This is a genomic window from Sphingomonas silueang (genome assembly GCF_040049155.1).
Lineage (GTDB): Bacteria > Pseudomonadota > Alphaproteobacteria > Sphingomonadales > Sphingomonadaceae > Sphingomonas > Sphingomonas silueang.
In genome coordinates, this window is sequence record NZ_JBDZDK010000002.1 from 299,258 (window position 1) to 321,789 (window position 22,532).

Below are 22,532 nucleotides of genomic sequence, written 5' to 3' on the forward strand. Positions count from 1 at the left end.
CCGGTGCGCTCACCCCGCCGCCGCCAGCACCTCGGCACAGCTGGCCGCCCGCACCCCCAGCCGGTCGAGCAGGTCCAGCACCGCGTCCCACCAGCGCCAGAAGGCGGCCAGCCCCGCCGCATCGCGCACATAGGGGGTGTGGCCGACGGCGACGCTCGGCGAATGGAAGCTGAGGTTGAGCAGCGCCAGCCCCTCGCCCACCGCGATGCGGATCGCCTCCAGCGCGGCGGCGGGCGGCATGTCCTCGGGCGTCAGTGCGACCCGCGCGAGCAGGCCGGTGCGCGCCAGCAGCCCGCGCCCGCGCGGCAGGCGCGCCGCCCATGCATCGATTGCCGCACCGCGACCGCGCAGCCGCCCGGTGAACAAGGTGGTCAGCGGCACCTCGACCAGCCCTTCGCTGGTATGGAAGGCGCCCGGCCCGATCGCGCGGTAATCCGGCCCGCCCTCGCCGCGATAGTCGTAGCGCGCGCGCATCGAGCTGTCGATCCGATAGCCCCGCGCGGCGAGCAGCCCGAGCGTGTTCGGCCCCAGCCCGTAGCGCCCGGCGCGATAGACGATCGGCGGCCTGCCCGTCAGTGCGGCGATCGCCGCGCCCAGCCGGTCGAGCTTGGCCGCCTCCAGCACAGGCGGCAGGTTGCCGGGAAAGCTCTCGCGCGGGGCCTCGTGCGCGGCGAAGGGCGGGTTGACCCATGGGTGGAGCTGCGCGCCGATCGTCGCATCGCCTGCCGCCACGATCGCGCGGATCGCATCGGCGGCGCGCGGGTCGGTCGCGATCGGATGGTCGACCAGATAGGTGACCGGCACCGCGCGTTCGGCGAAGCGGGCATGCGCGGCGGGCAGCACGGCGGTGGCACGCACGTCCCAGCGGTCGCGCGTCAGCGGCGCGCGCCAGTCGAACTCCTCCTCGGTATCGACGGTGACGATGAAGCGGGTGCCGAACCCCGCCTGCCACACCACCGGGCGCCCGTCGGCGCCCGGCCGCCAGCCATGCTTCACCGGTGCCGCGCCTGCCCGACCCCGGCGGCGGCGACACCCGGCAGGCGCAGCGTCAGCGTCGCCCCGCCCGGCTCCAGCGTGCCGCCCAGCTCGCGCGCGAGGTTGCGCGCCAGCCGCAGCGCGAAGCCGGTGCCGAGCAGGGCCGAATCGGCCTCGCCGTCGTCGATGTCGAACAGCGTCGCGCCGGGCCATGCCGCCAGCGCCACCGGCCGATCGACCACGATCGCCACCATGTCGTTCCCTTCCGCACCCGTGCGGACGAACAGCCCTTCGCCCGGCGATCCCGCCGATACCAGCGTCGCGAGCAGTCGGGCAAGCAGGCGTTCGACGGCGCGCCGGTCGCCGGTGACCGACAGGTCGCTCGGCTCGATCGCGAGGTCGGTGTCGCGCAGCGCACACAGCCCGGCCAGATCGGCGGCGATCCCCGCGAACAACGGCCCCAGCGCGACCGTGTCGTCGCGCAGGTCGAGCGCGTCGCCCTCGATCCGCGCCGCGAGATCGAGGTCGTCGATCACGCCCACCAGGTCGCGCGCATTGTCGAGGATCGCGGCGGCGCGTGCCCGGTACACGCCGGACACCGGCCCCAGCAGTTCGGCGTCGATCATCTCCGCGAACCCGGCGATCGCGCCCGCGGGCGTCCGCAGTTCGTGGACGAGCTGGCGCAGCTGCGCCACGCCGGACGCATGGCCGCCGCGCACCGGCCCGGCGCGTTCGTCGCGGCGCGGGCGGCGGGCGGTGCCGCGATGGCCGGTAAAGCGCCCGCTGGCCGGATCGAACACCGGGACCGCCGACACGCGCCATTCGCCCGCCGCGTCGCTGTCGCCGCCGATCGTCAGCCGCGCGTCGCGAAAGGCGGTGCGGCGGCGATGGCCGCCCGCCGCCACCCCGTCGAACCCCGACGCGGCGGGCAGGCCGCCCGAATCGAGCATCATCCCGATCAGCGCCTCGCGCCGCACCCCCTCGACCCAGCGGATCATGCCCATCGCATCGCTCTCGAAGCGGAAGCCCTCTTCGGCGGGGGGCGGCGGAGCGGCGGGGACAGCGGTGTCGTGGTTGCGCTCGAACGCCTCGATCCGGGCCATGACGTCAACGATGCTGAACGGGCCGGACGGCATCGGTTCGGGCTCGGGCTCGGCCACGTCGTCGCCGAAGAACAGCGGTTCGGTCGCAATCGGTTCCGGCGGCGCGACCGGCTCGGGCACATGCGCGTCGGGGAGCACCAGATCGACCGGCCCATAGCTGTCGAGCAGGCGGCGGACCTCCGGCGCGATGTCGCGCCGGTTGCGCACCACGCCGCGCGCCGCGGGCGACAGGCGCGGGATCAGGTCGCGCCATTCCTCGGCATGCAGATCGGCCCCGCGCAGCACCGGCAGCGCGACCTCGACCACATCGCCCGCCAGCAGCTCGACCAGCGCCAGCGGCGGCCGGGCATGTTCGAGGTCGCGCGCGCTCGCCATGCGGACGGCGCGCGGCACCCGGTCCTGCAGATCGGCCAGCAGCGCGATGGCGCGGCGGTCGGCGGGGGCCCGCCGCCGCCCGATCAGGTCGACCAGCTGCCGCCACGCCGACGCCCGCGCGCCTTCCCCCGAAAGATCGGAGGCCAACACCGTGTCGAGGCTGTCGTCGAAGCGCAAATCCACACCGCCCTGTTCGCCGCGACATGGGGAATCGTGGCATGCGAAGTGCTTAGCGCCATCGACCGCAAAGCGGAACATGCCAATTCGGTACGTCGCAATGTGGGACAATTGCGCTTTGACGTAATTTTATAATGCGGTAGGCAGGGGTTTCTGTTCGATCCCACCCACGGAAACCCATCTCATGGCATTCGACCGCATCGACCGGCAGATTCTTGCGCTGTTGCAGGAAGACGGACGGATGACCAACGTGGAGCTGGCCGAGCGCGTCGGGCTGACCGCGCCGCCCTGCCTGCGCCGGGTCCGCGCGCTGGAGGAGGCGGGGGCGATTCGCGGCTATCACGCGACGCTCGACCCGCGGCTGCTGGGCTTCACCATCACCGTATTCGCGCTGGTCAGCCTGAAGAGCCAGGCGGGGAGCGACCTTGCGGCGTTCGAGGCGCATGTCGCGACCATTCCCGAGGTCCGCGAATGCCATATGCTGAACGGCGAGATCGACTTCATCCTGAAGATCGTCGCCGCCGATCTGGAAAGCTTCCAGTCGATGCTGACGACGCAACTCATCACCGCGCCCAATGTGGCGAGCGTGAAGACGTCGCCGACGGTGCGCACGTCGAAGGCGCTGCCGGGGATTCCGGTGTCGCCCGAGGGATGAGGCAACCGGCGGCAATGCTGTTGCTCGCGTGCCTCGCCGGATGTGAGCCGCACGAAAAGGCAGCGAACACGCCGGACGAAGCACTGGTTGACAGGATCGAGGACAAGCTGGTCGCGACAGAATGCGTGGGATCGCTGAACCGCTGGTACCGCAGCTACTGGTTTGCGCGTGATCGGTCGGGATCGATCGACCGCAACACCGTCGCGATCGATCTTCGGCAGGCCGGCTTCGACGAGTTCGGGCACGGACGACATCGGCTCGACGCGCGGCCGACGCGCGAGTTCGACGTCGACGACCGGGACTATTGGATCGCGTCCGGCAGCTTTGACGTCGCCAACGGACGCCTGACCTTGCGCTTCTGCGGGCCGAACATGGGTTGACGGCTAACGGGTTGCGTCGCGCTCCCGTTCCTCGGCACGCACTTCTCCACGTCCATTTGCACCCGGCCCCCGGCACCGGTATCGGCAGACGCATGGCGAGCAAGACCGCGGGCGATGCCCCCGCCCCGACCCCGATGATGGCGCAGTATCTGGCGTTGAAGGCGGAGGCCGACGACTGCCTGCTCTTCTATCGCATGGGCGATTTCTTCGAGCTGTTCCATGACGATGCGAAGATCGCCGCCGCGTGCCTCGACATCGCGCTGACCGCGCGCGGCGAGCATGAGGGGCAGAAGATCCCGATGTGCGGCGTGCCGGTGCACAGTGCCGAGGGCTATCTGGCGCGGCTCATCAAGGCCGGGCATCGCGTCGCCATCGCCGAACAGACCGAATCGCCCGACGAGGCGCGCAAGGCGCGCGGGTCGAAGGCGCTGGTGAACCGCGCGATCGTGCGCGTCGTCACCGCAGGCACGCTGACCGAGGAGGCGCTGCTCGATGCGCGCGCCGCCAACTGGTGCGTCGCGGTGGGCGAGGCGGCGGGCGGGGTCGCGATCGCCGCCGCCGACGTCTCCACCGGGCGGTTCGAGGTGATCGAGACCGATGCCGCGGGCCTCACTGCCGCGCTCGCCCGGTTGCAGGCGGTCGAGGTGGTCGCCGCCGAAACCTCCGCCTTCGCCGAGGTCGCGACCGTGCTGCGCGGCAAGGCCGATTTCGACAGCGCGCGCGGCGAGGCGCGGCTGCGGCAACTCCACGGCGTCGCGACGCTCGACGGTTTCGGCCAGTTCAGCCGCGCGGCGCTGGCGGCGGCGGGCGGGCTGATCGCGTACCTCGACCATACCGCGCGCGGGCAGTTGCCGTTCCTGCGCCCGCCGGTCTGCGCCAGCGACGCGCAGTGCATGGCGATCGACGCCGCGACGCGCGAGAGCCTCGAACTCACCCGCACCGCCGCCGGAGCACGGGCGGGCAGCCTGCTGGCGGAGGTGGATCGCACCGTCACCGGCGCGGGCGCGCGGCTGCTCGCCGCCGATATCGCCGCGCCGCTGATGGAGCGCGGCGCGATCGAGGCGCGGCTGGCGGCAGTCGCCTGGGCGCATGACGATTCCGGCCTGCGCGACGAACTGCGCACCACGCTCCGCGCGCTGCCCGATGTGGGCCGGGCGCTCGGGCGGATCGCGGCGGGGCGTGGTTCCCCGCGCGATCTGGGGCAGTTGCGCGACGGGCTGGCGGGGGCATGGACGCTGGGGCAGCGGCTGGAGCGGCTCGACGCGGTGCCGCCGCTGATCGCCGGACTCGCGCCGTCGCTGCGCGGGCATGGCGCGCTGATCGACCTGCTGACGCGCGGGCTGGTACCGATGCCGCCGATCGATGCGGCGGCGGGCGGCTATATCGCGGAGGGCTATGACCCCGCGCTCGATTCGCTGCGCGATGCTGGTGCGGGCGGCAGACGGGCGATCGCCGCGCTGGAGGCGCAATATCGCACATCGACCGGCATCGCCGCGCTGAAAATCCGCCACAACGGCGTGCTCGGCTATCATGTCGAGGTGCCCGCGCGCGCGGCGGACCGGCTGATGGCGGCGGACAGCGGCTTCACCCATCGCCAGACGCTGGCGGGCGTGGTGCGCTTCAACGCGCCCGACCTGCACGAAGCGGCGCTGAAGGTGACGCAGGCCGGGGCGCACGCGCTGGCGGCGGAGGCCGCGCATCTGGAGGCGTTCACCGAGGCGGCGCTGGACGCGCGGGAGGCGATCGCCGCGACCGCCGACGCGCTCGCCCGGATCGACGTGACGACGGCGCTGGCCGAACGTGCGGGCGAAGGCGGCTGGGCACGGCCACAGCTGGTCGATCACCCCTGCCTCGAAATCACCGGCGGGCGGCATCCGGTGGTCGAGAGCGCGGTTGCGAAGGCGGGCGGACGGTTCGTCGCCAACGACTGCCGCCTGTCGCCCGATTCGCGGCTGTGGCTGGTGACGGGGCCGAACATGGGCGGCAAGTCCACCTTCCTGCGGCAGAACGCGCTGATCGTGGTGCTGGCGCAGGCGGGGAGCTTCGTGCCCGCGACCTCGGCGACGCTGGGGCTGGTCGACCGGCTGTTCAGCCGGGTCGGCGCGTCGGACAATCTGGCGCGCGGGCGATCGACCTTCATGGTCGAGATGGTCGAGACGGCGGCGATCCTCGCGCAGGCGACCGAACGATCGTTCGTGATCCTCGACGAGGTGGGGCGCGGCACCAGCACCTATGACGGGCTTGCCATCGCGTGGGCGGTGGTGGAGGCGATCCATGAGGACAATCGCTGCCGCTGCCTGTTCGCGACGCATTATCACGAACTCACCCGGCTGGCCGAGCGGTGCAGGGCGCTGTCGCTGCACCATGTCCGCGCGCGCGAGTGGAAGGGCGACCTCGTGCTGCTGCACGAACTGGCCGAGGGACCGGCGGATCGCAGCTACGGCATCGCGGTGGCGCGCCTCGCGGGCCTGCCGCCGGCGACGCTGGCGCGTGCGAAGGCGGTGCTGGCGAGGCTGGAGGCGGGCAAGGCGAAGACCGGCGGCATCGCGGCGGGACTGGACGACCTGCCGCTGTTCGCCGCCGTCGCGCAGGCGGAGGAGGCGCCGGTCGATGGCTTGCGCGAGGCGCTGTCGGCGATCGACGTGGACGCGCTGTCGCCGCGCGAGGCGCTGGACGCGCTGTACCGGTTGAAGGGGCTGGCGTGAGCTGAGCGGGTGTAGCCCGTCCGTCGAAGCACGAACGCAACTGCGCCCCTCCCTGGAAGGGAGGGGAGAAGCGTCTCCGTCACGCAATATCCCGTCCGCCCTACCGCGCGACCCCTTCGCCCGACAGGATCAGCGCGACGCCGATCGGGTGGCGCGCGGCGGGCGGCAGGTCGATTTCCAGCGCCGCCCCCGTCCGGCGGAACGGGAGCGGCGTCGGGTCGCCGGGCAGCGTCACCCGGCGCACCTCGCCCGGCAGCGTCGGATCGTCGCGGCCCAAGAGCGTCAGCCGCGCGACATGATCGTCGGGCCAGCCGAGCAGCAGCGCATGGAGATCGTCGCCGCGCGTCACATAGCGCACGTCGCGCGCGCCATAGGGGGAGACCGGACCGCCTTCGGAGAACAGCCCCGACCTGCCCTGCGTCGGCCCCTCGCCGAAGCGCCGCCACGGGCGGGTGGCATAGATCGCCGCGCCGAAGCGGCCCATCCAGTCGGCGATCTCCCCGAGGATGCGTTCCTCCTTCGCATCGATCGTCCCGTCGCCGCGCATCGGCACCGACAGCATCAGATTGCCGTTCTTCGACACCACGTCGCACAGCGTATGCAGCACGGTCGCCGCCGACTTGTACCCGTCGCGCGCCGCCAGATCGGCGTCGTAATGCCAGTTGCCGAGGCAGGTGTCGGTCTGCCACGGGAAGCGCTCGATATAGGGTTTGCCGCCGCGCTCGACATCGTCGACCAGCCCCATGCGCCGCTGCGGCGGGGTCGTCTTGGCGGTGACGACCGCCTCGATCCGCCCGCCGTTGCGCTGCATCGAGCGGTTGTAGTACCATGCGGTGAAATCGAGCCCGTGCTGTTCGAGCGGCAGGTCGAAATTGTCGAAATAGATCATGTCCGGGTCGTGCTGCTCGATCAGGTCGCGGCAGCGCGCCAGCCAGTTGGCGGCGAAATCGCCCTCGGGCACGCCTTCGGTCCACAGCCGGTCGGTCGCCTCGTGCCACGCATTCGCTTCCTCGACCGTGCGGATGCCGTCGGGCAGCGCCATGCGGCGCCCGGTGTAGAGCCGCTGCGGATCGAGCCCCTGCCACCATTTGCCCGCCCCTTGCGCGGCGGTCAGCGTGTAGGCGTCGTAGCGCTCGCCCGCCCGCGGCCCGCCCGGGTCATAGCCATAGGCGGGCTGGTTCCAGTGCCACGCATGCGCCGAATGGTTGGAGACGGCGAAGCGCAGCCCGCGTTCGCGCGCCAGTTTGGCCCAGGTGCCGACGATGTCGCGGCGCGGGCCGACGCGGGTGGTGTTCCAGGGATGATGGCGCGATGCATAGGTGTCGAGATTGTCGTGATGGTTGGCCAGCGCCATGAAATAGCGCGCGCCCGCTTTCTGGTAGAGATCGAGCAGGCGCGCGGGATCCCAGCGATCCGCCGTCCACAGATTCTGGATTTCCATGAAGCCGCGATCGGCGGGATGGCCATAGGTCTTGAGGTGATGCTTATAGGCGCGGGTGCCCGGCAGATACATGTCGCGCGCATACCAGTCGCCCGCCTCGGGCACGCATTGCGCGGTCCAGTGCGCCCACATGCCGAACTTCGCGTCGCGGAACCAGTCGGGCACGCTGTACCCGGCGGTGAGCGACGCCCAGTCGGGGGTGAAGCGCGCCGGGGGCGGCACCTTCAGCGCGCGGCCCGCCCCGTTCGGGGTCGGCAGCGTCGCCACCGCCCTTGCCGCCGCCGGGGCCAGTGCCGCCGCCGCCATGCCGCCCCCGATCACCTCGCGCCGGTTCGTCCGCATCGCCCGCTCCCATGTTTTCTCGGACAAGAGCCTAGCGGGATGCCACATGGATGCAAGCCGCCGCCATCGGTGAAAATCGGGCATGGGGTCGGCGTGCTCCGGGGCAACGGTCGTTCCCCCTCGCCCGTGCCGGAGCGCCGCGCTACACCCCGCCGATGGACCTCTCCGCGATCGTTGCCGATATCGCCGCCGAAATGGCCGACGCGCCCGATCGCGGCACGCCCGCCGACTATATCCCGCCGCTTGCCCGCGTGGACCCGCGCCGGTTCGGGATCGCGGTGATCGCGGCGGACGGTGCCTGCCATCTGGCGGGCGATGCCGAGGAGGCGTTTTCGATCCAGTCGGTGTCAAAGGTGTTCGCGCTCACCCTCGCGCTCGGCGCGGTCGGCGACCAGCTGTGGCAGCGGGTGGGGCGCGAACCGTCGGGCAGCGCGTTCAACTCGATCGTGCAGCTGGAGAGCGAGCACGGCATCCCGCGCAACCCGTTCATCAACGCGGGCGCGATCGTCGTCGCCGACGTGCTGCTGGGCCGCCACCAGCCGCGCGAGGCGCTGGGGGAGCTGCTGCGCTTCGTGCGGGCGTGTACGGGCGAGGACGGCATCTTCATCGACGAGGCGGTGGCGCGGGCCGAGCAGGACAGCGGCTTCCGCAACTTGGCGCTCGCCAGCTACATGCGCGCGTTCGGCAACCTGCACCATGATCCGCAGGTGACGCTGGGCGTCTATTTCCACCAGTGCGCGCTGGCGATGAGCTGTCGGCAACTGGCGCTGGCCGGGCGCTATCTGATGGCGGGCGGGGTCAATCCCTCGACCGGGCGGCATGTCGTATCGGCGCAGCGGGCGCGGCGGATCAACGCGCTGATGCTGACCTGCGGCCATTACGACGGATCGGGCGAGTTCGCGTTCCGCGTGGGCCTGCCGGGCAAGAGCGGGGTCGGCGGCGGCATCCTCGCGATCGTGCCGGGCGTCGCGTCGATCGCGGTCTGGTCGCCGGGGCTGAACGAGCGCGGCAATTCGCAGCTCGGCACGCTGGCGCTCGAACGGCTGGTGCAGCGGACGGGGTGGTCGGTGTTCGAGCCGCGATAGGGTGGATCGACGATCCGCGGGGGGTGATCGGCGCCTCTTCCTGACAGAGAAGCCTCTGCCAAAGTCCAGGGCCAACGCTTGATCCTGCCGTACCCCCGCGCAGGCGGGGGTCCAGAGCCAAGTAAAACAACGGCTTGCGTCCGTGGCTCCTGGCCCCCCGCCTGCGCGGGGGTACGGAAAAGGACCTTCGCAGAGGAATCCTGACAGGGAGGGGCGAAGCGGATCGGATCGTGCGATACCGATCCGACCCCGCTCGAACCGATCAGCGCTGCGGCGCGGGCTGCGGCGTGAAGCTCGTCACATTGGCCATGCCGTTCGCGCCGAAGGTGATGATGTGGCGCGATCCTTCCTGACAGGTCGCGATCCAGCTGCCGGGCGTTTCGCCGCGTTCGGAGGCGGTCACGCCCTGGCACGGCAGCCCCGCGTCGCGGATCGCGCGGATGAACACGCCGTCGCGCTGGCCCGGTGCCAGTGCCTCGACCTTCTTCGCCGCTTCGGAGGCCTCCTGCTGGTTGGCGACCGCCTGTGCATTGGCCGCCGCCTGCTCCTGCGCGCTCGGCCCGCATGCCGACAGCAGCAGCGCGCCCGACATCGTCAGCATCAACCCACGCATATCCAACTCCCGTTGCTGGTACCGTCCGGACAATCGCCGATCGGGCGCCGGGTTCCCCGCCGCGCGTTCCGTTCGTCCCGAGCGCCGCCTTAGGGACGTGCCGCGCGCGATTCGCACGGTGTCTCGACTGCGCTCGACACGAACGGTTCGGTCGCGATTTCCCTAGCGCTGATACGCCTTGGGCAGCCCCTGTTCGGTCGGCACCAGATAGCGGTCGCGCAGCCGGGTCTGGCGGTTGACCAGCGACTGTTCGACGCCGTCGATGAAGACCTGCGTCGGCATCGATCCGATCTCCAGCGGATCGCCGTCCCAGATCACCACGTCGCCGCGCCGCCCCGCCGCCAGCGAGCCGATCTCGCCGCCCATGCCGATCGCCTGTGCGGGCAGCGAGCTGATCGTGGCGAACGCCGCGCCCCAGTCCAGCCCGGCGGCACCCGGAATCTTCGACAGCGCGACGAGGTTGCCCGCATATTGCTTCACCAGCCGCGCTTGCCGTGCCTCGTCGTCGCCGATCGTGCCGATCGCGACGGTCACGCCCGCCGCCTTCATCCGCCCGATGTTCGATTGCGTCGCTGCGAGCTGCTCGAAGCTGGCGGGCAGGTCGGCCAGCGGGCTGGCGATCACCGGCACGCCCGCCGCCGCGATCTGCTGCGCCACGGTCCAGCCCTCGGTCGCGCCGACCAGCACCGGGCGCAGCGACGCGAACTCGCGCTTCAGCGCCAGGACGCCGAGGATGTCCGACGCACGCTCGACATGGATCAGCAGCGGCACCTGTCCCGACAGCACGCCCTGCAACGCCTGCGCATCGGCGCGGGTCAGCAGCGCTTCCTTGCCGCGATCGGTGAAGCTGGCGGGGTTGCGGGCATAGGCCTGCGCCTCGAACAGCGCGTTGCGGAACATCGCGAGTGCGGCGGGGCGGCTGCCCCCTGCCGCGCGCGCGCCGCTTTCGCCCCATTCCATGAACTGGAAGGCGCGCGGGCGCGTCACCGCGTCCATGTCGGTGCCGAGGTCGATGACCGCGCCCTGCCCCGCGAAGATCGAATCGGCATTGTCGGGGGCGACGATCGCGCGGGTGATCCCCTCCGCGCGGTTGATCGCGATCGGCGTGGCGCGCGGGTTGAGCCCACCGGTCACGTCGAGCGCGGCGTTGAACGGGGTGCTGCGCGCCGCCGCATCGTTGGTCGCCGACACCCCGTCCACCTCGACGATGCCGAGGCGCGTGAAGCCCGCGACGATGCCGGGGGTAACGAAGCGCCCGCCCGCATCGATCGTGCGCATGCTGGCCGGGGGCACCAGCCGCCCGGCGGCGACGACGCGCCCGCCGCGCACGATCACCGTGCCGTTCTCGATCGGGGCGGAACCGTCACCGATCACCAGCTTCGCATTGGTGACGACGACATCCTGCGCGGCGGCGGGCATGGCGACCCCGGCCGCAAGCGCGGCGGCAAGCATCAGGCGCTTCACTTCACATCCCCTTCGCCGGGCTGGCCGAGCTCGAAATCGGACACCGGCCGCAGCCGGGGGTTGGTCGCGTCATACAGCAGCGCGCCGTCGACCCAGACCTTTTCGGGCCGGGTATAGACGCTGAACGGATCGCCGTTCCACAGCACGACATCGGCCATCTTGCCCGCCTTCAGCGACCCCGTGACCTGATCGATGCCCAGCGCCCTGGCCGGATTGATGCCGAGCCATGTCCACGCATGTTCGGGCGTCACCGGCATCCCCGCACGCCGTGCCGAGGCCATGACCTTGGCCACTTCCTGGTTCAGCCGCTGGATGCCGTTGGCGTCGTCGGAATGGATCATCGCGCAGGCGCCCTGCCTGTCGAGGATCGCCAGATTCTCGCTGATCGCGTCGTAGCTTTCCATCTTGAAGCCGTACCAGTCGGCCCATACCGCCGAGCACGCCCCGCGCGCCTTCAACAGATCGGCGATCTTGTAGCTTTCGACCGCGTGGTGGAAGGCGGTGACCTTGTACCCCATCTCCTGCGCCATATCCATGACGATGGCCATTTCGTCGGCGCGGTAGCAGTGGTTGTGGACGAGGATCTCGCCGTCGAGCACGCCGCGCAGCGTGTCCATCGCGAGGTCGCGCGTCGGCGGTTCGTCGCCGCCGTCCTTTTCATACCTGTCCCATTTGCGGTCGTAGTCGCGCGCGCGCAGCCAGGTCGCGCGATCGACGGCGAGGTTGCCCATGCGGGTGGAAGGCATCCGCCCCTTCGACCCATAGACGCGCTTCGGATTCTCGCCGCACGCCATCTTCAGGCCATAGGGCGCGCCGGGGAACTTCATCCCCTGCATCGTGCGGGCATAGACGTTCTTGAGCGTCACCGAGCGCCCGCCCATCAGATTGGCCGATCCGGGCAGGATCTGGAGCGTGGTGACGCCGCCGTTGGTCAGCGCGCGCGAGAAGCCGGGGTCCTGCGGCCAGACGCTGTGTTCGGCCCAGACTTCCGCCGTGACCGGGCCGGTCATCTCGTTGCCGTCGCTGTGCGCCTCGACGCCGGGGCTGGGATAGTCGCCCAGATGGCTGTGCACGTCGATGATGCCCGGCGTGACCCACTTGCCCTGCCCGTCGATCACGGTGACGCCTGCGGGCGCGGCGATGCTCTGGCCGATCTCGACGATCTTGCCGTCGCGGAACAGCACCGAGCCGCGGTCGATCCGCCCGCCCTCGCCGTCATAGATGGTGACGTTCGTCACCAGCGTCGGCTGCCCCGGATAGGCGCGGTAGGTGGAGGGGTACGGGTCATGATCGTATCCCTTGCCCGCGCCCGGCCCGCGGCGCGGCGCATCGGCCCCGGCGGACTGCGCGCGCCCGCCCCCGGTATCGGCACAGGCGGCAAGGCCCGCCGCCAGTGCCAGCATCGTCCATGTCCGCTTCACGCCAGTCCCCTTGTATCGTGTCGTTGTCATGCGAAGACGTCGGACAGATCGCGTCCGCCCGCGCCTTCCTTGGCGGTGACCGCCTCGTGATAGACCGCCGCGATGCCCGCGGGCACCAGCATGCCGCCGACGGTCGCGCCGACGAGCGTGGCGGCATGCGTCATCCAGCTGTCGGGCAGCGTCGCCTGCAACACGCCGCCGACCATCGCCGCGAAGAACCACAGCACCAGCGCGATCACCAGCAGCAGCAGCAGGCGCCAGCGCATGCCGCGCAGCAGTTCGGTACTGCGCCCGAAGGCCTCGAACACGCCGCGCCGTTCGACGAACAGCACCGGCAGCGCCACGAACCAGTTGAGGAACAGCACGAGGCCGGGGAGGATGAACAGGAAGAAGCCGATGGTGATGCCGATCCAGTTCAGCAGCGTGAGGCCGATCGCGAAGATCCATACCCGCAACGCCGTGCCCGCAGCGCGGCGCAGATCGGGCACGCGACCCGCCAGCGCCTCGACCGCCAGCAGCATCAGCAACCCTTGCGTGAACGGCCACACCAGCAGCCGCAGCAGGAATATCCCGCCATAGGTCGTGCCGACCTGCGACATGCTGGCCGCGACCAGTTCCGGGCTGCGCGTGATCTGCGCGGTGGTCATGCCCACCATCAGCGAGGGCAGGCCGTTGAGCAGCAGCGCCACGCCGACGAACACCAGCGGCGCGCCGCCGATCGCGGCGAAGCTGTTGGAGATCACCCGCCCCACGCTGAAGGCATAGGGCGACGACCGCCCCTCGCGCCACGCCGCCGCCAGCACCGCCGCCACCACGAGCACCGGCAGCAGCAGTATGACGATCCCGAACGCGACCACCCCGGTCATGCCTGCTCCCCCTGCCCGCCAGCCCCCTGTGCGGTCGGGCGCGAAACTAGGGGCGAAAAGCGTTGCATGTAAATCGCCGATTTGCTCCAACGGCCTGCGCGCCGCCCGGTGGCGCGGCGGGGGCATGGGTTGAACAGCGGAGCGATCGTCGAACGCACGGCCGAAGCCGCAGCGGCCCCGCCGCCGCCGGTCGATTCCCCGCGCGTCGCCGAAGCGTGGAGCCGCATCCGCGCCGATCCTGCGATCCAGTTCGACCTGCCCGAAAAGACCGTGCCGCCGCCCGATCCGCCGCCCGCATGGCTCGAGGCGCTGCTGCGCGGCATCGGGCGGTTCGTCGCCTGGGTCGGCGGCGGCTGGAACGTGCTGCTGTGGGTGCTGGTCGCGCTGGTCGTCGTCGTGCTGCTGTTCGCGCTGGTGCCGGGCCTGCGCGAATGGCTGACCGAGCGCTTCCGCAAGCAACCCGCCGAGGAGACCGGCTGGGTGCCGACCGAGACGGCGGCGCGTGCGCTGCTGGAGGATGCCGATGCGCTGGCGGCGGCGGGCCGCTATGGCGAGGCGGTGCACCTGCTGCTGTTCCGCAGCATCGACGATATCGTCGCGTGGCGCGGCGACGTGGTGCAGGTGTCCGACACCAGCCGCGACATCGCCCGTGCCGAGGCGCTGCCGCCGCACGCGCGCACCGTGTTCACAGGAATCGTCGCGGCGGTCGAGCGCAGCCTGTTCGGCGGGGCGGCGCTGGGCGAGGCGGACTGGACCCGCGCCCGCGCCGACTATGCCGGTTTCGCGCTGGGGCGGGCCGCGCGGTGAACGACGCCTCGCCCTTTTCCGTCCGCGCGGTGCTGGTGCTGGTGGTCGGCGGTGCGCTGCTGCTGCTCGGTGCGATCCTGATGTCGGGGTTCGGCGACGACATGGCGCGCGCGGTCGGCGATGCGCCTGCCGCCGATCGCAGGGACGGCGCGGGCTTCCACGCCTTCCAGCGGCTGGTCGCGGCGGTGCAGGGCGACACCGCCGAGGCGAACGCGATCGACACCCCCGCCATCCTGATCCTGACCCCGACCGAGACGACCCGGCCCGAAGCGGTCAAGGCGATCGTCGACCGGCGCGTCGCGCTGGCGGAATCGATGGCGGGGGGCGACGACGACGAATGGGAGGCGGCGGACGGCACGCCGCTGCGCTACCCGACGCTCATCATCCTGCCCAAATGGCAGGTGGAGCCGATCCCGCTGGGCGGCGGGCGGGTGCGGCGCACTGGGGTAGCCAATGTGCTCCGCATCCTGCCGCTGGTCCCGGCCAGCGTCGCGTGGCACGGCGAGCAGATCGGCGATACCGGCCCGGTGCGCGGCGCGGCCTATCCGCCGCTGCGACCCTTCGCGATGCCCGACCGCGGGGTCAATGCGATCAAGGGCGACGGCGTGTTCCCGCTGATCGGCGCGCGCGACGGGGCGGCGGTGCTGGGCCGGATCGGGACGGGCGACACCTTCGTGCTCGCCGATCCCGATACGGTGAACAACCGGGCGATGGCCGACATCCGCAACGCCCGCGCCGGGCTGGCGATGCTGCGCGCGATCGATCCCGAACATGACGGGCGCGCGGTGTTCGACCGGACGCTGCATTACACGGCGGGCGACCGCAATCTGGTGAAGCTGCTGTTCCTGCCGCCGTTCCTGGGCGTCACGCTGGCGCTGATCGCCGCCGCGGTGCTGGCCGGGATCGCCGCCGCCTGCCGCTTCGGCCCGCCACGGCGCGAGGCGGCGGTGCTGCCGCCGGGCAAGCGCGCGCTGATCGACAATATCGTCGCGCTCACAAGGCTGGCGGGCCGCACCCGCCGCGCCGGACCCGCCTATGCCGACACGATGCTGGAAGCGATCGGCCGGTCGCTCAGCATCGGCAAGGCCGGGCCCGAGCGGCTCGACCGGGTGCACCCCGGCTACAGCGACATCGACCGCCGCCTGCGCACCGCCACGACCGAGGGCGAGGCGCTGGCGGCGGCACAGGCACTGCACGCATGGAAGAAGGAAACGGGCGCATGACGCTGGACGACGTACGCGCGCTGGGATCGGCGATCGAGGCCGAGATCGCCAGGGCGGTGGTGGGACAGGGCGCGGCGGTGCGGCTGCTCACCATCGCGCTGTTCTCGAGCGGCCATGTGTTATTGGAGGGGCCGCCGGGCACCGCCAAGACGCTGCTGGCGCAGAGCTTCGCGCGCACGCTGGGCCTCGACTTCGGGCGCATCCAGTTCACGCCGGACCTGATGCCCGGCGACATCATCGGCTCCAACCTGTTCAACTTCCAGACCTCGCAGTTCGCGCTGACGCGGGGGCCGGTGTTCTGCGAACTCCTGCTGGCCGACGAGATCAACCGCACGCCGCCCAAGACGCAGGCCGCGCTGCTGGAAGCCATGCAGGAACGGCGCATCACCATCGACGGGCGGACCGAGCATCTCTCCGACCGCTTCACCGTGGTCGCGACGCAGAACCCGATCGAACAGCAGGGCGTCTACCCGCTGCCCGAGGCGCAGCTCGACCGGTTCCTGTTCAAGATCGCCATCGGCTGGCCCACCGCCGAGGCCGAACGCGCGATCGTCGCGCAATATGGCACGCGCACCGGCACCCCCGCGCCGCAGGATTCGGGCGTGGCACAAGTGGCCGACGCCGCCGCCATCGCCGGGGCGATCGATGCTGTCGCGGGCGTGCGGCTGGTGGACGAGGTGATCGACTATATCGTGCGGCTGGTGCGCGCGACCCGCGAGCATGGCGACCTGTCGTCGGGCGCCTCCCCGCGCGCGGCATCGGCGCTGGCGGCGGCGGCGCGGGCGGCGGCGGCGCTCGACGGGCGCGACTATGTGCTGCCCGACGATGTGAAGGCGCTCAGCCCCCACTTGCTGCGCCACCGGCTGATCCTGTCGCCCGCCGCCGAGATCGACGGACGGCGCGTCGATGATGTGGTGGCGGCGCTGATCGCGTCGGTGGACGCGCCGCGGTGATCTATCCCACGCCCCGCGCGATCCAGCTGACCGCGCTCGCCGCGCCGGTCGCGCTGGCGCTGGGCGTGCTCCGGCCCGCCGCATGGGTGGTGGCGCCGCTGTGGATCGGCGCGATGCTGCTGCTGATCCTCGCCGATGCGCTGCTGGCGCGGGCGCCCGCCGATGCCGCCCTCCCCCTGCCCGCGACGCTGAACGTGGGCGAGGCGGTGACGCTGCACGGTGCCGATCGGGCGGTCGCGATCGACGGTCCGCTCGAGCGCGTCGCGCCGGGCCGCTACCGCGCGGTACGGCGCGGGCGCGCGCATCTGCGGCGCATCTGGGCACGCGCCAGCGGTCCGCTCGGCCTCGCATGGCGGCAACGCAGCGCGAGGACGACGGACAGCATCGCGATCCTGCCCGACATCCGCCCGGTGCGCGATCAGGGGATGCGCCAGTTCCTCAACAGCCAGAGCGCCGGGCAGCGCCTGCGCCGCGACCATGGCGACGGGCAGGATTTCCAGGTGCTGACCGAGTTCCAGCCGGGGATGGAGCGCCGCGCGATCGACTGGAAGGCATCCGCCCGCCACGCCGCGCTGCTGGCGCGCGAATTCCATAGCGAACGCGACAACATGATCGTGTTCGCGGTCGATGCGGGACGCGCGATGACCGATCCGGTCGGCGACATGCCCCGCATCGACAAGGCGGTATCGGCGGCGCTGCTCGCCGCGTTCGTCGCGCTGAAATCGGGCGACCGGGTGCGGCTGTTCTCGTTCGGCGCGCGCCCGCAGGTGGACAGCGGCAGCATCACCGGCACGCGCGGCTTCGCCCGGCTGCACCATGCCGCCGCCGACATCGACTATGGCACCGACGAGAGCAACTATACGCTCGGCCTCGTCACGCTCGACACACGGCTCGACCGGCGCGCGCTGATCGTGCTGTTCACCGAATTCACCGATCCCACCAGCGCCGAGCTGATGCTGGCGGCGGCGCAGCGGATGCTGAAGCGCCACCGGCTGCTGTTCGTGCTGTTCCGCGATACCGAACTGGAAGCGATGCGCGACGCCGTGCCCACCCATGCCGACGACCTCGTCCGCGCCAACGTCGCGCACATGCTGCTGCGCGACCGGGCGATCGTGGTCGAACGCCTGCGCCGCATGGGCGCGGAAGTGATCGAGAGCGCCGCCGAAGCAATGCCGCTGGCGCTGGTCGAGCGCTATGTCGCGCACCGGGAGCGCGGGCGATGAGCGTGTTCTTCGCCGCCCGCCATTTCCGTGCCGAGCGCGAGGGCGACTGGGCGCGGCTGGAGGAACTGCTCGACCGGGTGGAAAAGGCATCGCCGCGCACGCTGACCGACGCGGACCTGACCGACCTGCCGCGCCTGTACCGCGCGACGCTCTCGGCGCTGTCGGTCGCGCGGGCGACCTCGCTCGACGCGGGGCTGGTCGCGTATCTGGAGGCGCTGTCGACGCGGGCCTATTTCGTCCTCTACGGCTGTCGCGAGCCATGGGGGCGGCAGGTGATCGCCTTCTTCACCCACCACTGGCCGCGCGCGGTGCGCGCCGTCGCGCCCGAACTGTTCCTCGCCCTCGCGCTGCTGCTGCTCAGCGCATTCGCGGGCTATCATCTGGTGCGCAGCGAGCCCGCATGGTTCGCGGCGATGATCCCGCCCGAGATGGCGCAGGGCCGCGACATGGCCGCCAGCGCGGCGACGCTGCGCGCCTCGCTCTACGACCCGCCCGAGAGCGGCGGGCTGGAGGTGTTCGCGACCGCGCTGTTCACCCATAATTCGCAGGTGTCGATCCTCGCCTTCGCGCTGGGGTTCGCGTTCGGCATACCGACGATGATCCTCGCGGTGCAGAACGGCGCGTCGGCGGGCGCGCTGTTCGCCGCCTTCGTGCCGCATGGCCTTGGCTGGGGGCTGTTCTGCTGGCTGATGATCCACGGCACGACCGAAATCCTCGCGATCGCGCTGGCGAGTGCGGCGGGCATCCATATCGGCCGCGCCGTCGCCTTCCCGGGCGAGCGCACCCGCATGGCCGCGGCGGCGGCGGCGGGGCGGCGCGGCGCGCTGGTGATGATCGGGGTGGTCGTGATGCTGCTGTTCGCCGGGCTGCTGGAGGGGTTCGGGCGGCAGCTGGTGCGCGACGACGGCGCCCGCCTCGCGATCGGGGCGGGGATGTTGCTGCTGTGGACGCTGTACTTCACGCTGGGCGGTCGTCGTGGCGCGGCGTGAGCGGCGGCCCCGCATGCCGCGCACCCTCGTCCGGCAGTTGCTGACGCCCGAGGGGGTGCCGCTGAAGGTGCGGCTGGGATCGGCGGGCGCGCGGGCGGGCGCGTTCGTGATCGACGCGCTCATCATGCTCGGCGTGCTGATCGGGGCGACGTTGCTGATCCTCGCGGCGGTGCCGTACGGCGGCGCGGCGGCGAAATCGCTGTATCAGATCGTCTGGCTGCTCGGCTTCTTCACCCTGCGCAACTTCTATTTCGTGCTGCACGAATCGGGGCGGCGCGCGGCGACGCCGGGCAAGCGGCTGATGAAGCTGCGCGTCGTGTCGCGCGACGGGGCGCGGCTGACCGGATCGGCGGTGCTGGCGCGCAACCTGATGCGCGAGGTCGAGGTGTTCCTGCCGCTGCTGTTCCTCGGCTTCGCCTTTGCGGAGGGGATGGCGGACAAATGGACCGCGATCCTCGGGCTGTGCTGGACGCTGCTGTTCCTGTTCTTTCCGCTGTTCAACCGCGAACGGGTGCGCGCGGGCGACCTGATCGCGGGCACCTGCGTCGTCGAGCGCGATGTGGCGAAGCTGGGCGAGGACCTGCTGGTCGAAACCGCCCATGCCAGCGAACGTGCGCGCATCGCGCCGTTCACCACCGCCGAGTTGGATGCGTACGGCACGTTCGAGCTGCAACGGCTGGAGGAGGTGCTCCGCCGCAACGACCGCGCCGACCTGTACGAGGTGGCGAGCGCGATCCGCCGCAAGATCGGCCGCGCCGACGACCGGGCCGACCTTGCCTTTCTCGAAGCCTATTATGCCGCGCTGCGCGGCCATCTCGAACGCAAGCTGTTGTTCGGCAAGCGCAAACGCGACAAGTTCGATGCGGAGAACGGCTGACGTCGCGCCTTTCGCCCGGTGCGCGGGCAGGATAGCATGACCGGCTTTGGACCAGGGGGAACGCCCGCATGCGCGACGGATGGTATCGGGACCCGCGGATCGCGCTGATCCCCGCGACGCTCACCGCGCTGGCGGAGGCGGTGGCGGTCGCGGCGGCGGGCGAGCCGGTGTGGCGGGTGCTGCTGCTGGCGGCGGCGGCGTTCGCGCTGGTGGCGTGGGGCTGGTTCGCGATCCAGGGGCTGGGCTGGCTGTGGCAGCGCCCCGACCGGCGCGAGGTGCTGCGCGCGCTGTCGCTGCAACGCAGCCAGCACGGCTTCAACCAGGCGGCATGGACGCGGTTCGATCGGGACGCGGCGATGCTGCGGATGGTGATGGCCGAACGCGCGCTGACCCCGATCGAGGCCGAACTGGTCCGCCACGCCGCCGAGGTCGAGAAGTTCGACGCGGTGGCGCAGGCGCTGCCCGGCTTCTCGCAGGCGGCGGCGCACTGGTACGACATCGCGTCGCAGGGGCATGCGGGCCTGCCGGGCGCCACCCCGGTCCCCACGCCCGCCGCGCTGGAGGAAGCCGCGACGCACCTGCCCCCGCGCGACTGGCGCGAGGAGGACCGGCGGGCGGCGCTCCATTACCTCGCGGTGCGCAAGCGGCTGATGGCGGACCGCGCCACCATCGAGCGCGAGCGCGCCGCCGCGCTGCGCAAGCTCACCGCGCCGCCGCCCTCGGTGCCTGCTTGATACCGACCGGCGAAACTGCTCCCCTCCCTGGAAGGGAGGGGAAAAGTCACGACGCCATAGGTAGCGCACGTCCCTCGACTTCGCTCGGGACGAACGGGGGTTAGCGCATGGAATGCCCGCTACGGATGCGCCTCCGGAAAGCCGTGGCGGACGTGCAGTGCGTGGAGCAGCCGCCGGAAATCGCCGACGAAGAACGTCTCGCCCCGCCGCCCGTCGGCCAGCCCCGGCGCGGGATCGCTGCCCAGCACCAGCACCGGCAGATTCTGCTGCGCCTCGCCGAGGATCGCCACCACCTCGGCGCGGGGCCGGGGATAGGGGATGCGGATCACCTCCAGCCCCGCCGCGCATTCGGGAAACAGCGCGAGCAGCCCGTCGACCGTCACGCAGTCGCGGCAATAGAAGCGCCGCCCCGGCAGCGCGGGATCGGCGAACACGGGGTCGAGCAGGTACAGGCGGTCGCGCATCATCGGCTCCGGTAGCACGGCGTCCCCGTCGGCGGCGACGGGGGCGAGCGGGTCATGGGGATCGGGCACCAGCCGCCCGGCGATCAGCGCGGCGGCCAGCGCAAGGTCGCGCGTGCTGACCTCGCCCGAGGGCGGCGGGGAGCCATTGGGCAGTGGCTGCATGTCGGCGGCGGCGCCCCGCGCCTCGACCTCCGCCGTCACCCGCTCGACCGCGGCGAGGAACACCGCCATCGCCGTTCCGGGGGGCAGCGCCGCCACCGCCTGCGTGACCGTCGCCAGCATCGTCGGCGCGGGGGCGGGCGCGGGCGCTGCGGTCGGCACGGCGGGCTTCGGCGGCAGCGTCGGCAGGCGCAGGTCGACCGCGCCGATCGCCCCGGTCCCGCGGATCGGCAGGTCGCTCATGCGGCGGGCGTCGGCTGGCTCATGCCGCGCCAGCCTAGCGCGCCTGCCCCGGCTATCGCAACGCCCGCACCTGCGGCGTGTCGAGACAGGCGAGCACCGCCGCCCGGTCGAACCCCGTGGGCGCGACCGCGCGCATCGGCGGGATATCCACGGGCCGCCCGATTGCCGCCGTCCCGAACCGGCTGCCCGCCGCCTCCGGCGCACAGGCGCGTGCCGCGCGCAGCAGGCGGGGCGGCGTATCCCACCCCTCGTACGACAGGCGGAACGTGCCCCAGTGGATCGCCATGCCCCGCGCCGCGCCGAGGCCGTGGAAGACGCCCAGCGCATCGACCGGGCCGATATGCGCGCCGCTCGCCATCTGTCCGGGCTGGAAGCGGAACGCGCCGATCGGCAGCAGCGCGAGGCGATAGGGGCCGAGCGCCGCCGCCTCGCGCACCCAGCCGCCGTCGCCAAGCCCGGTGTCGCCCGCGAAGAACAGGTTGCCGCCGGGCAGGTCGACCGCGAACGCCGACCATAGCGCACGGTTGCGATCGGCGAACCAGCGGCTGCCCCAGTGATGGTTGCGCACGACATGCACGGTCGCCCCGCCGACCCGCGCCGCCTGTCGCCAGTCGAGCGCGGTGGCATCCATCCCCGCGCCGCGCAGGATCGCGTCGTTGCCGAGGCTCGTCACGATCGCCGGGCGGTCCCGCGCCCAGATCGCCCTGAGCGTCGCGAGGTCGAGATGGTCGTAGTGATTGTGGCTGATGAGGATCAGGTCGATCTTCGGCAGGTCGGCCAGCGCGATGCCGGGTGCCGCCACCCGGCGGGGGCCGAAGCCGAACGGCCCGGCGCGGTCGCTCCAGACGGGATCGGTCAGGATGTTGAGGCCGGGCACCTGCACCAGCACGCTGGCATGGCCGATCCACGTCACCCGCATCGGGGTCGCCGCCGGATCGCGCGCAGGGAGCGTGGTCGTGCCCGGCAGTTCCGCCGGTCGGGCGGGCCGCACCGCCACCGTTTCGGGCCAGGCCGGTCGCCCGTCGCCGCCGGTCGCCTGCCGCCACAGGAACCCGGCGCGCCCGCCCCGCCCCGGCGGGCCGGCGGTATCCTCGCCGTCGGGGTTGAAGAAGCGCGCGCCGTCGAAATGATCGGTCGCGACGCCGCGATAATAGATGCGGTCGAGGAAGCGCGGCGCGATCACGGCGGCAAGGGCGGCGATCGCCACCAGCCAGACCAGCCCCCAAGCGATGCCGCGCGCGATCCCCTTCATCCCGCC

At 71.8% G+C, this 22,532-nt stretch carries 20 protein-coding genes; 11 read left to right on the plus strand and 9 right to left on the minus strand.

Going from position 1 to position 22,532, the window contains the following annotated elements; genetic code table 11:
- Positions 1-9 precede the first annotated feature (9 nt).
- Entirely contained in the window at positions 10-996 is a 987-nt protein-coding gene (locus tag ABLE43_RS03390) for a polysaccharide deacetylase family protein (protein WP_348977070.1), read from the minus strand.
- Positions 993-2,636: a sensor histidine kinase gene (locus tag ABLE43_RS03395; RefSeq protein WP_348977071.1), complete on the minus strand. Its 1,644-nt coding sequence runs from the start codon at positions 2,634-2,636 to the stop codon at positions 993-995. Before ABLE43_RS03395 ends, ABLE43_RS03390 begins: the two co-directional genes overlap by 4 nt.
- A gap of 178 nt (positions 2,637-2,814) precedes the next feature.
- Here ABLE43_RS03395 and ABLE43_RS03400 point away from each other — a divergent pair, with 178 nt between their 5' ends.
- The 3 genes from ABLE43_RS03400 (at position 2,815) to mutS (ending at position 6,370) form a co-directional block, all read left to right on the plus strand.
- Positions 2,815-3,285: an Lrp/AsnC family transcriptional regulator gene (locus tag ABLE43_RS03400; RefSeq protein WP_348977072.1), complete on the plus strand. Its 471-nt coding sequence runs from the start codon at positions 2,815-2,817 to the stop codon at positions 3,283-3,285.
- 14 nt (positions 3,286-3,299) lie between these two features.
- Positions 3,300-3,665, plus strand: a complete 366-nt coding sequence (locus ABLE43_RS03405) for a hypothetical protein (protein ID WP_348977073.1) — start codon at positions 3,300-3,302, stop codon at positions 3,663-3,665.
- Positions 3,666-3,799: 134 nt separating this feature from the next.
- Positions 3,800-6,370 (plus strand): DNA mismatch repair protein MutS, encoded by a 2,571-nt coding sequence (gene mutS, locus ABLE43_RS03410; RefSeq protein ID WP_348977139.1) that lies wholly within the window; start codon positions 3,800-3,802, stop codon positions 6,368-6,370.
- Positions 6,371-6,470: 100 nt separating this feature from the next.
- On the opposite strand, the gene ABLE43_RS03415 is transcribed toward mutS, so the two are convergent.
- Positions 6,471-8,153 carry an alpha-L-fucosidase gene (locus ABLE43_RS03415; protein ID WP_348977074.1) on the minus strand — a complete coding sequence of 561 codons (1,683 nt, stop codon included), beginning with the start codon at positions 8,151-8,153 and terminating at the stop codon, positions 6,471-6,473.
- 155 nt (positions 8,154-8,308) lie between these two features.
- Between ABLE43_RS03415 and ABLE43_RS03420 the strand changes: the two genes are divergently transcribed.
- Positions 8,309-9,238, plus strand: coding sequence for a glutaminase (locus ABLE43_RS03420; protein WP_348977140.1), 930 nt, complete (start codon positions 8,309-8,311; stop codon positions 9,236-9,238).
- Between the two features lie 262 nt (positions 9,239-9,500).
- On the opposite strand, the gene ABLE43_RS03425 is transcribed toward ABLE43_RS03420, so the two are convergent.
- The 4 genes from ABLE43_RS03425 to ABLE43_RS03440 all read right to left on the minus strand — a co-directional run bounded on the left by ABLE43_RS03425 (position 9,501) and on the right by ABLE43_RS03440 (position 13,602).
- Positions 9,501-9,851, minus strand: a complete 351-nt coding sequence (locus ABLE43_RS03425; RefSeq protein WP_348977075.1) for a hypothetical protein — start codon at positions 9,849-9,851, stop codon at positions 9,501-9,503.
- Positions 9,852-10,013: 162 nt separating this feature from the next.
- Positions 10,014-11,315, minus strand: a complete 1,302-nt coding sequence (locus tag ABLE43_RS03430; RefSeq protein ID WP_348977076.1) for an amidohydrolase family protein — start codon at positions 11,313-11,315, stop codon at positions 10,014-10,016.
- Positions 11,312-12,718: an amidohydrolase gene (locus tag ABLE43_RS03435; RefSeq protein ID WP_348977141.1), complete on the minus strand. Its 1,407-nt coding sequence runs from the start codon at positions 12,716-12,718 to the stop codon at positions 11,312-11,314. Before ABLE43_RS03435 ends, ABLE43_RS03430 begins: the two co-directional genes overlap by 4 nt.
- 44 nt (positions 12,719-12,762) lie before the next feature.
- Positions 12,763-13,602, minus strand: coding sequence for a hypothetical protein (locus ABLE43_RS03440; protein ID WP_348977077.1), 840 nt, complete (start codon positions 13,600-13,602; stop codon positions 12,763-12,765).
- Between the two features lie 129 nt (positions 13,603-13,731).
- Here ABLE43_RS03440 and ABLE43_RS03445 point away from each other — a divergent pair, with 129 nt between their 5' ends.
- From ABLE43_RS03445 to ABLE43_RS03475, 7 genes are all read left to right on the plus strand, one after another.
- Entirely contained in the window at positions 13,732-14,409 is a 678-nt protein-coding gene (locus tag ABLE43_RS03445) for a hypothetical protein (protein WP_348977078.1), read from the plus strand.
- Positions 14,406-15,632 (plus strand): hypothetical protein, encoded by a 1,227-nt coding sequence (locus ABLE43_RS03450; RefSeq protein ID WP_348977079.1) that lies wholly within the window; start codon positions 14,406-14,408, stop codon positions 15,630-15,632. The genes ABLE43_RS03445 and ABLE43_RS03450 overlap by 4 nt, the downstream gene beginning before the upstream one ends.
- Positions 15,629-16,585: an AAA family ATPase gene (locus tag ABLE43_RS03455; protein WP_348977080.1), complete on the plus strand. Its 957-nt coding sequence runs from the start codon at positions 15,629-15,631 to the stop codon at positions 16,583-16,585. The genes ABLE43_RS03450 and ABLE43_RS03455 overlap by 4 nt, the downstream gene beginning before the upstream one ends.
- Entirely contained in the window at positions 16,582-17,808 is a 1,227-nt protein-coding gene (locus ABLE43_RS03460) for a DUF58 domain-containing protein (protein ID WP_348977081.1), read from the plus strand. The genes ABLE43_RS03455 and ABLE43_RS03460 overlap by 4 nt, the downstream gene beginning before the upstream one ends.
- Positions 17,805-18,797, plus strand: a complete 993-nt coding sequence (locus ABLE43_RS03465; protein ID WP_348977082.1) for a stage II sporulation protein M — start codon at positions 17,805-17,807, stop codon at positions 18,795-18,797. The genes ABLE43_RS03460 and ABLE43_RS03465 overlap by 4 nt, the downstream gene beginning before the upstream one ends.
- A 13-nt stretch (positions 18,798-18,810) precedes the next feature.
- A complete protein-coding gene (locus ABLE43_RS03470; protein ID WP_348977083.1) occupies positions 18,811-19,674 on the plus strand; it encodes an RDD family protein in 864 nt (287 codons plus the stop codon).
- A gap of 68 nt (positions 19,675-19,742) precedes the next feature.
- Complete coding sequence (locus ABLE43_RS03475; protein ID WP_348977084.1) at positions 19,743-20,408, plus strand: hypothetical protein; 666 nt, start codon at positions 19,743-19,745, stop codon at positions 20,406-20,408.
- A 119-nt stretch (positions 20,409-20,527) separates the two neighbouring features.
- On the opposite strand, the gene ABLE43_RS03480 is transcribed toward ABLE43_RS03475, so the two are convergent.
- Both ABLE43_RS03480 and ABLE43_RS03485 read right to left on the minus strand, forming a co-directional pair.
- Complete coding sequence (locus ABLE43_RS03480; protein WP_348977085.1) at positions 20,528-21,274, minus strand: DUF3088 domain-containing protein; 747 nt, start codon at positions 21,272-21,274, stop codon at positions 20,528-20,530.
- Between the two features lie 52 nt (positions 21,275-21,326).
- On the minus strand, positions 21,327-22,526 hold the full coding sequence (locus ABLE43_RS03485; RefSeq protein WP_348977086.1) for an MBL fold metallo-hydrolase: 1,200 nt from the start codon (positions 22,524-22,526) through the stop codon (positions 21,327-21,329).
- Positions 22,527-22,532: the final 6 nt, after the last annotated feature.

Bases quoted from the DNA above. Each gene is read 5' to 3' on its own strand.
- ABLE43_RS03400 (WP_348977072.1), top strand. From the start codon at position 2,815: ATGGCATTCGACCGCATCGACCGGCAGATTCTTGCGCTGTTGCAGGAA.
- ABLE43_RS03405 (WP_348977073.1), top strand. From the start codon at position 3,300: ATGCTGTTGCTCGCGTGCCTCGCCGGATGTGAGCCGCACGAAAAGGCA.
- mutS (WP_348977139.1), top strand. From the start codon at position 3,800: ATGATGGCGCAGTATCTGGCGTTGAAGGCGGAGGCCGACGACTGCCTG.
- ABLE43_RS03415 (WP_348977074.1), bottom strand. From the start codon at position 8,153: ATGCGGACGAACCGGCGCGAGGTGATCGGGGGCGGCATGGCGGCGGCG.
- ABLE43_RS03420 (WP_348977140.1), top strand. From the start codon at position 8,309: ATGGACCTCTCCGCGATCGTTGCCGATATCGCCGCCGAAATGGCCGAC.
- ABLE43_RS03425 (WP_348977075.1), bottom strand. From the start codon at position 9,851: ATGCGTGGGTTGATGCTGACGATGTCGGGCGCGCTGCTGCTGTCGGCA.
- ABLE43_RS03435 (WP_348977141.1), bottom strand. From the start codon at position 12,718: ATGCTGGCACTGGCGGCGGGCCTTGCCGCCTGTGCCGATACCGGGGGC.
- ABLE43_RS03440 (WP_348977077.1), bottom strand. From the start codon at position 13,602: ATGACCGGGGTGGTCGCGTTCGGGATCGTCATACTGCTGCTGCCGGTG.
- ABLE43_RS03455 (WP_348977080.1), top strand. From the start codon at position 15,629: ATGACGCTGGACGACGTACGCGCGCTGGGATCGGCGATCGAGGCCGAG.
- ABLE43_RS03465 (WP_348977082.1), top strand. From the start codon at position 17,805: ATGAGCGTGTTCTTCGCCGCCCGCCATTTCCGTGCCGAGCGCGAGGGC.
- ABLE43_RS03470 (WP_348977083.1), top strand. From the start codon at position 18,811: ATGCCGCGCACCCTCGTCCGGCAGTTGCTGACGCCCGAGGGGGTGCCG.
- ABLE43_RS03475 (WP_348977084.1), top strand. From the start codon at position 19,743: ATGCGCGACGGATGGTATCGGGACCCGCGGATCGCGCTGATCCCCGCG.
- ABLE43_RS03480 (WP_348977085.1), bottom strand. From the start codon at position 21,274: ATGAGCGACCTGCCGATCCGCGGGACCGGGGCGATCGGCGCGGTCGAC.
- ABLE43_RS03485 (WP_348977086.1), bottom strand. From the start codon at position 22,526: ATGAAGGGGATCGCGCGCGGCATCGCTTGGGGGCTGGTCTGGCTGGTG.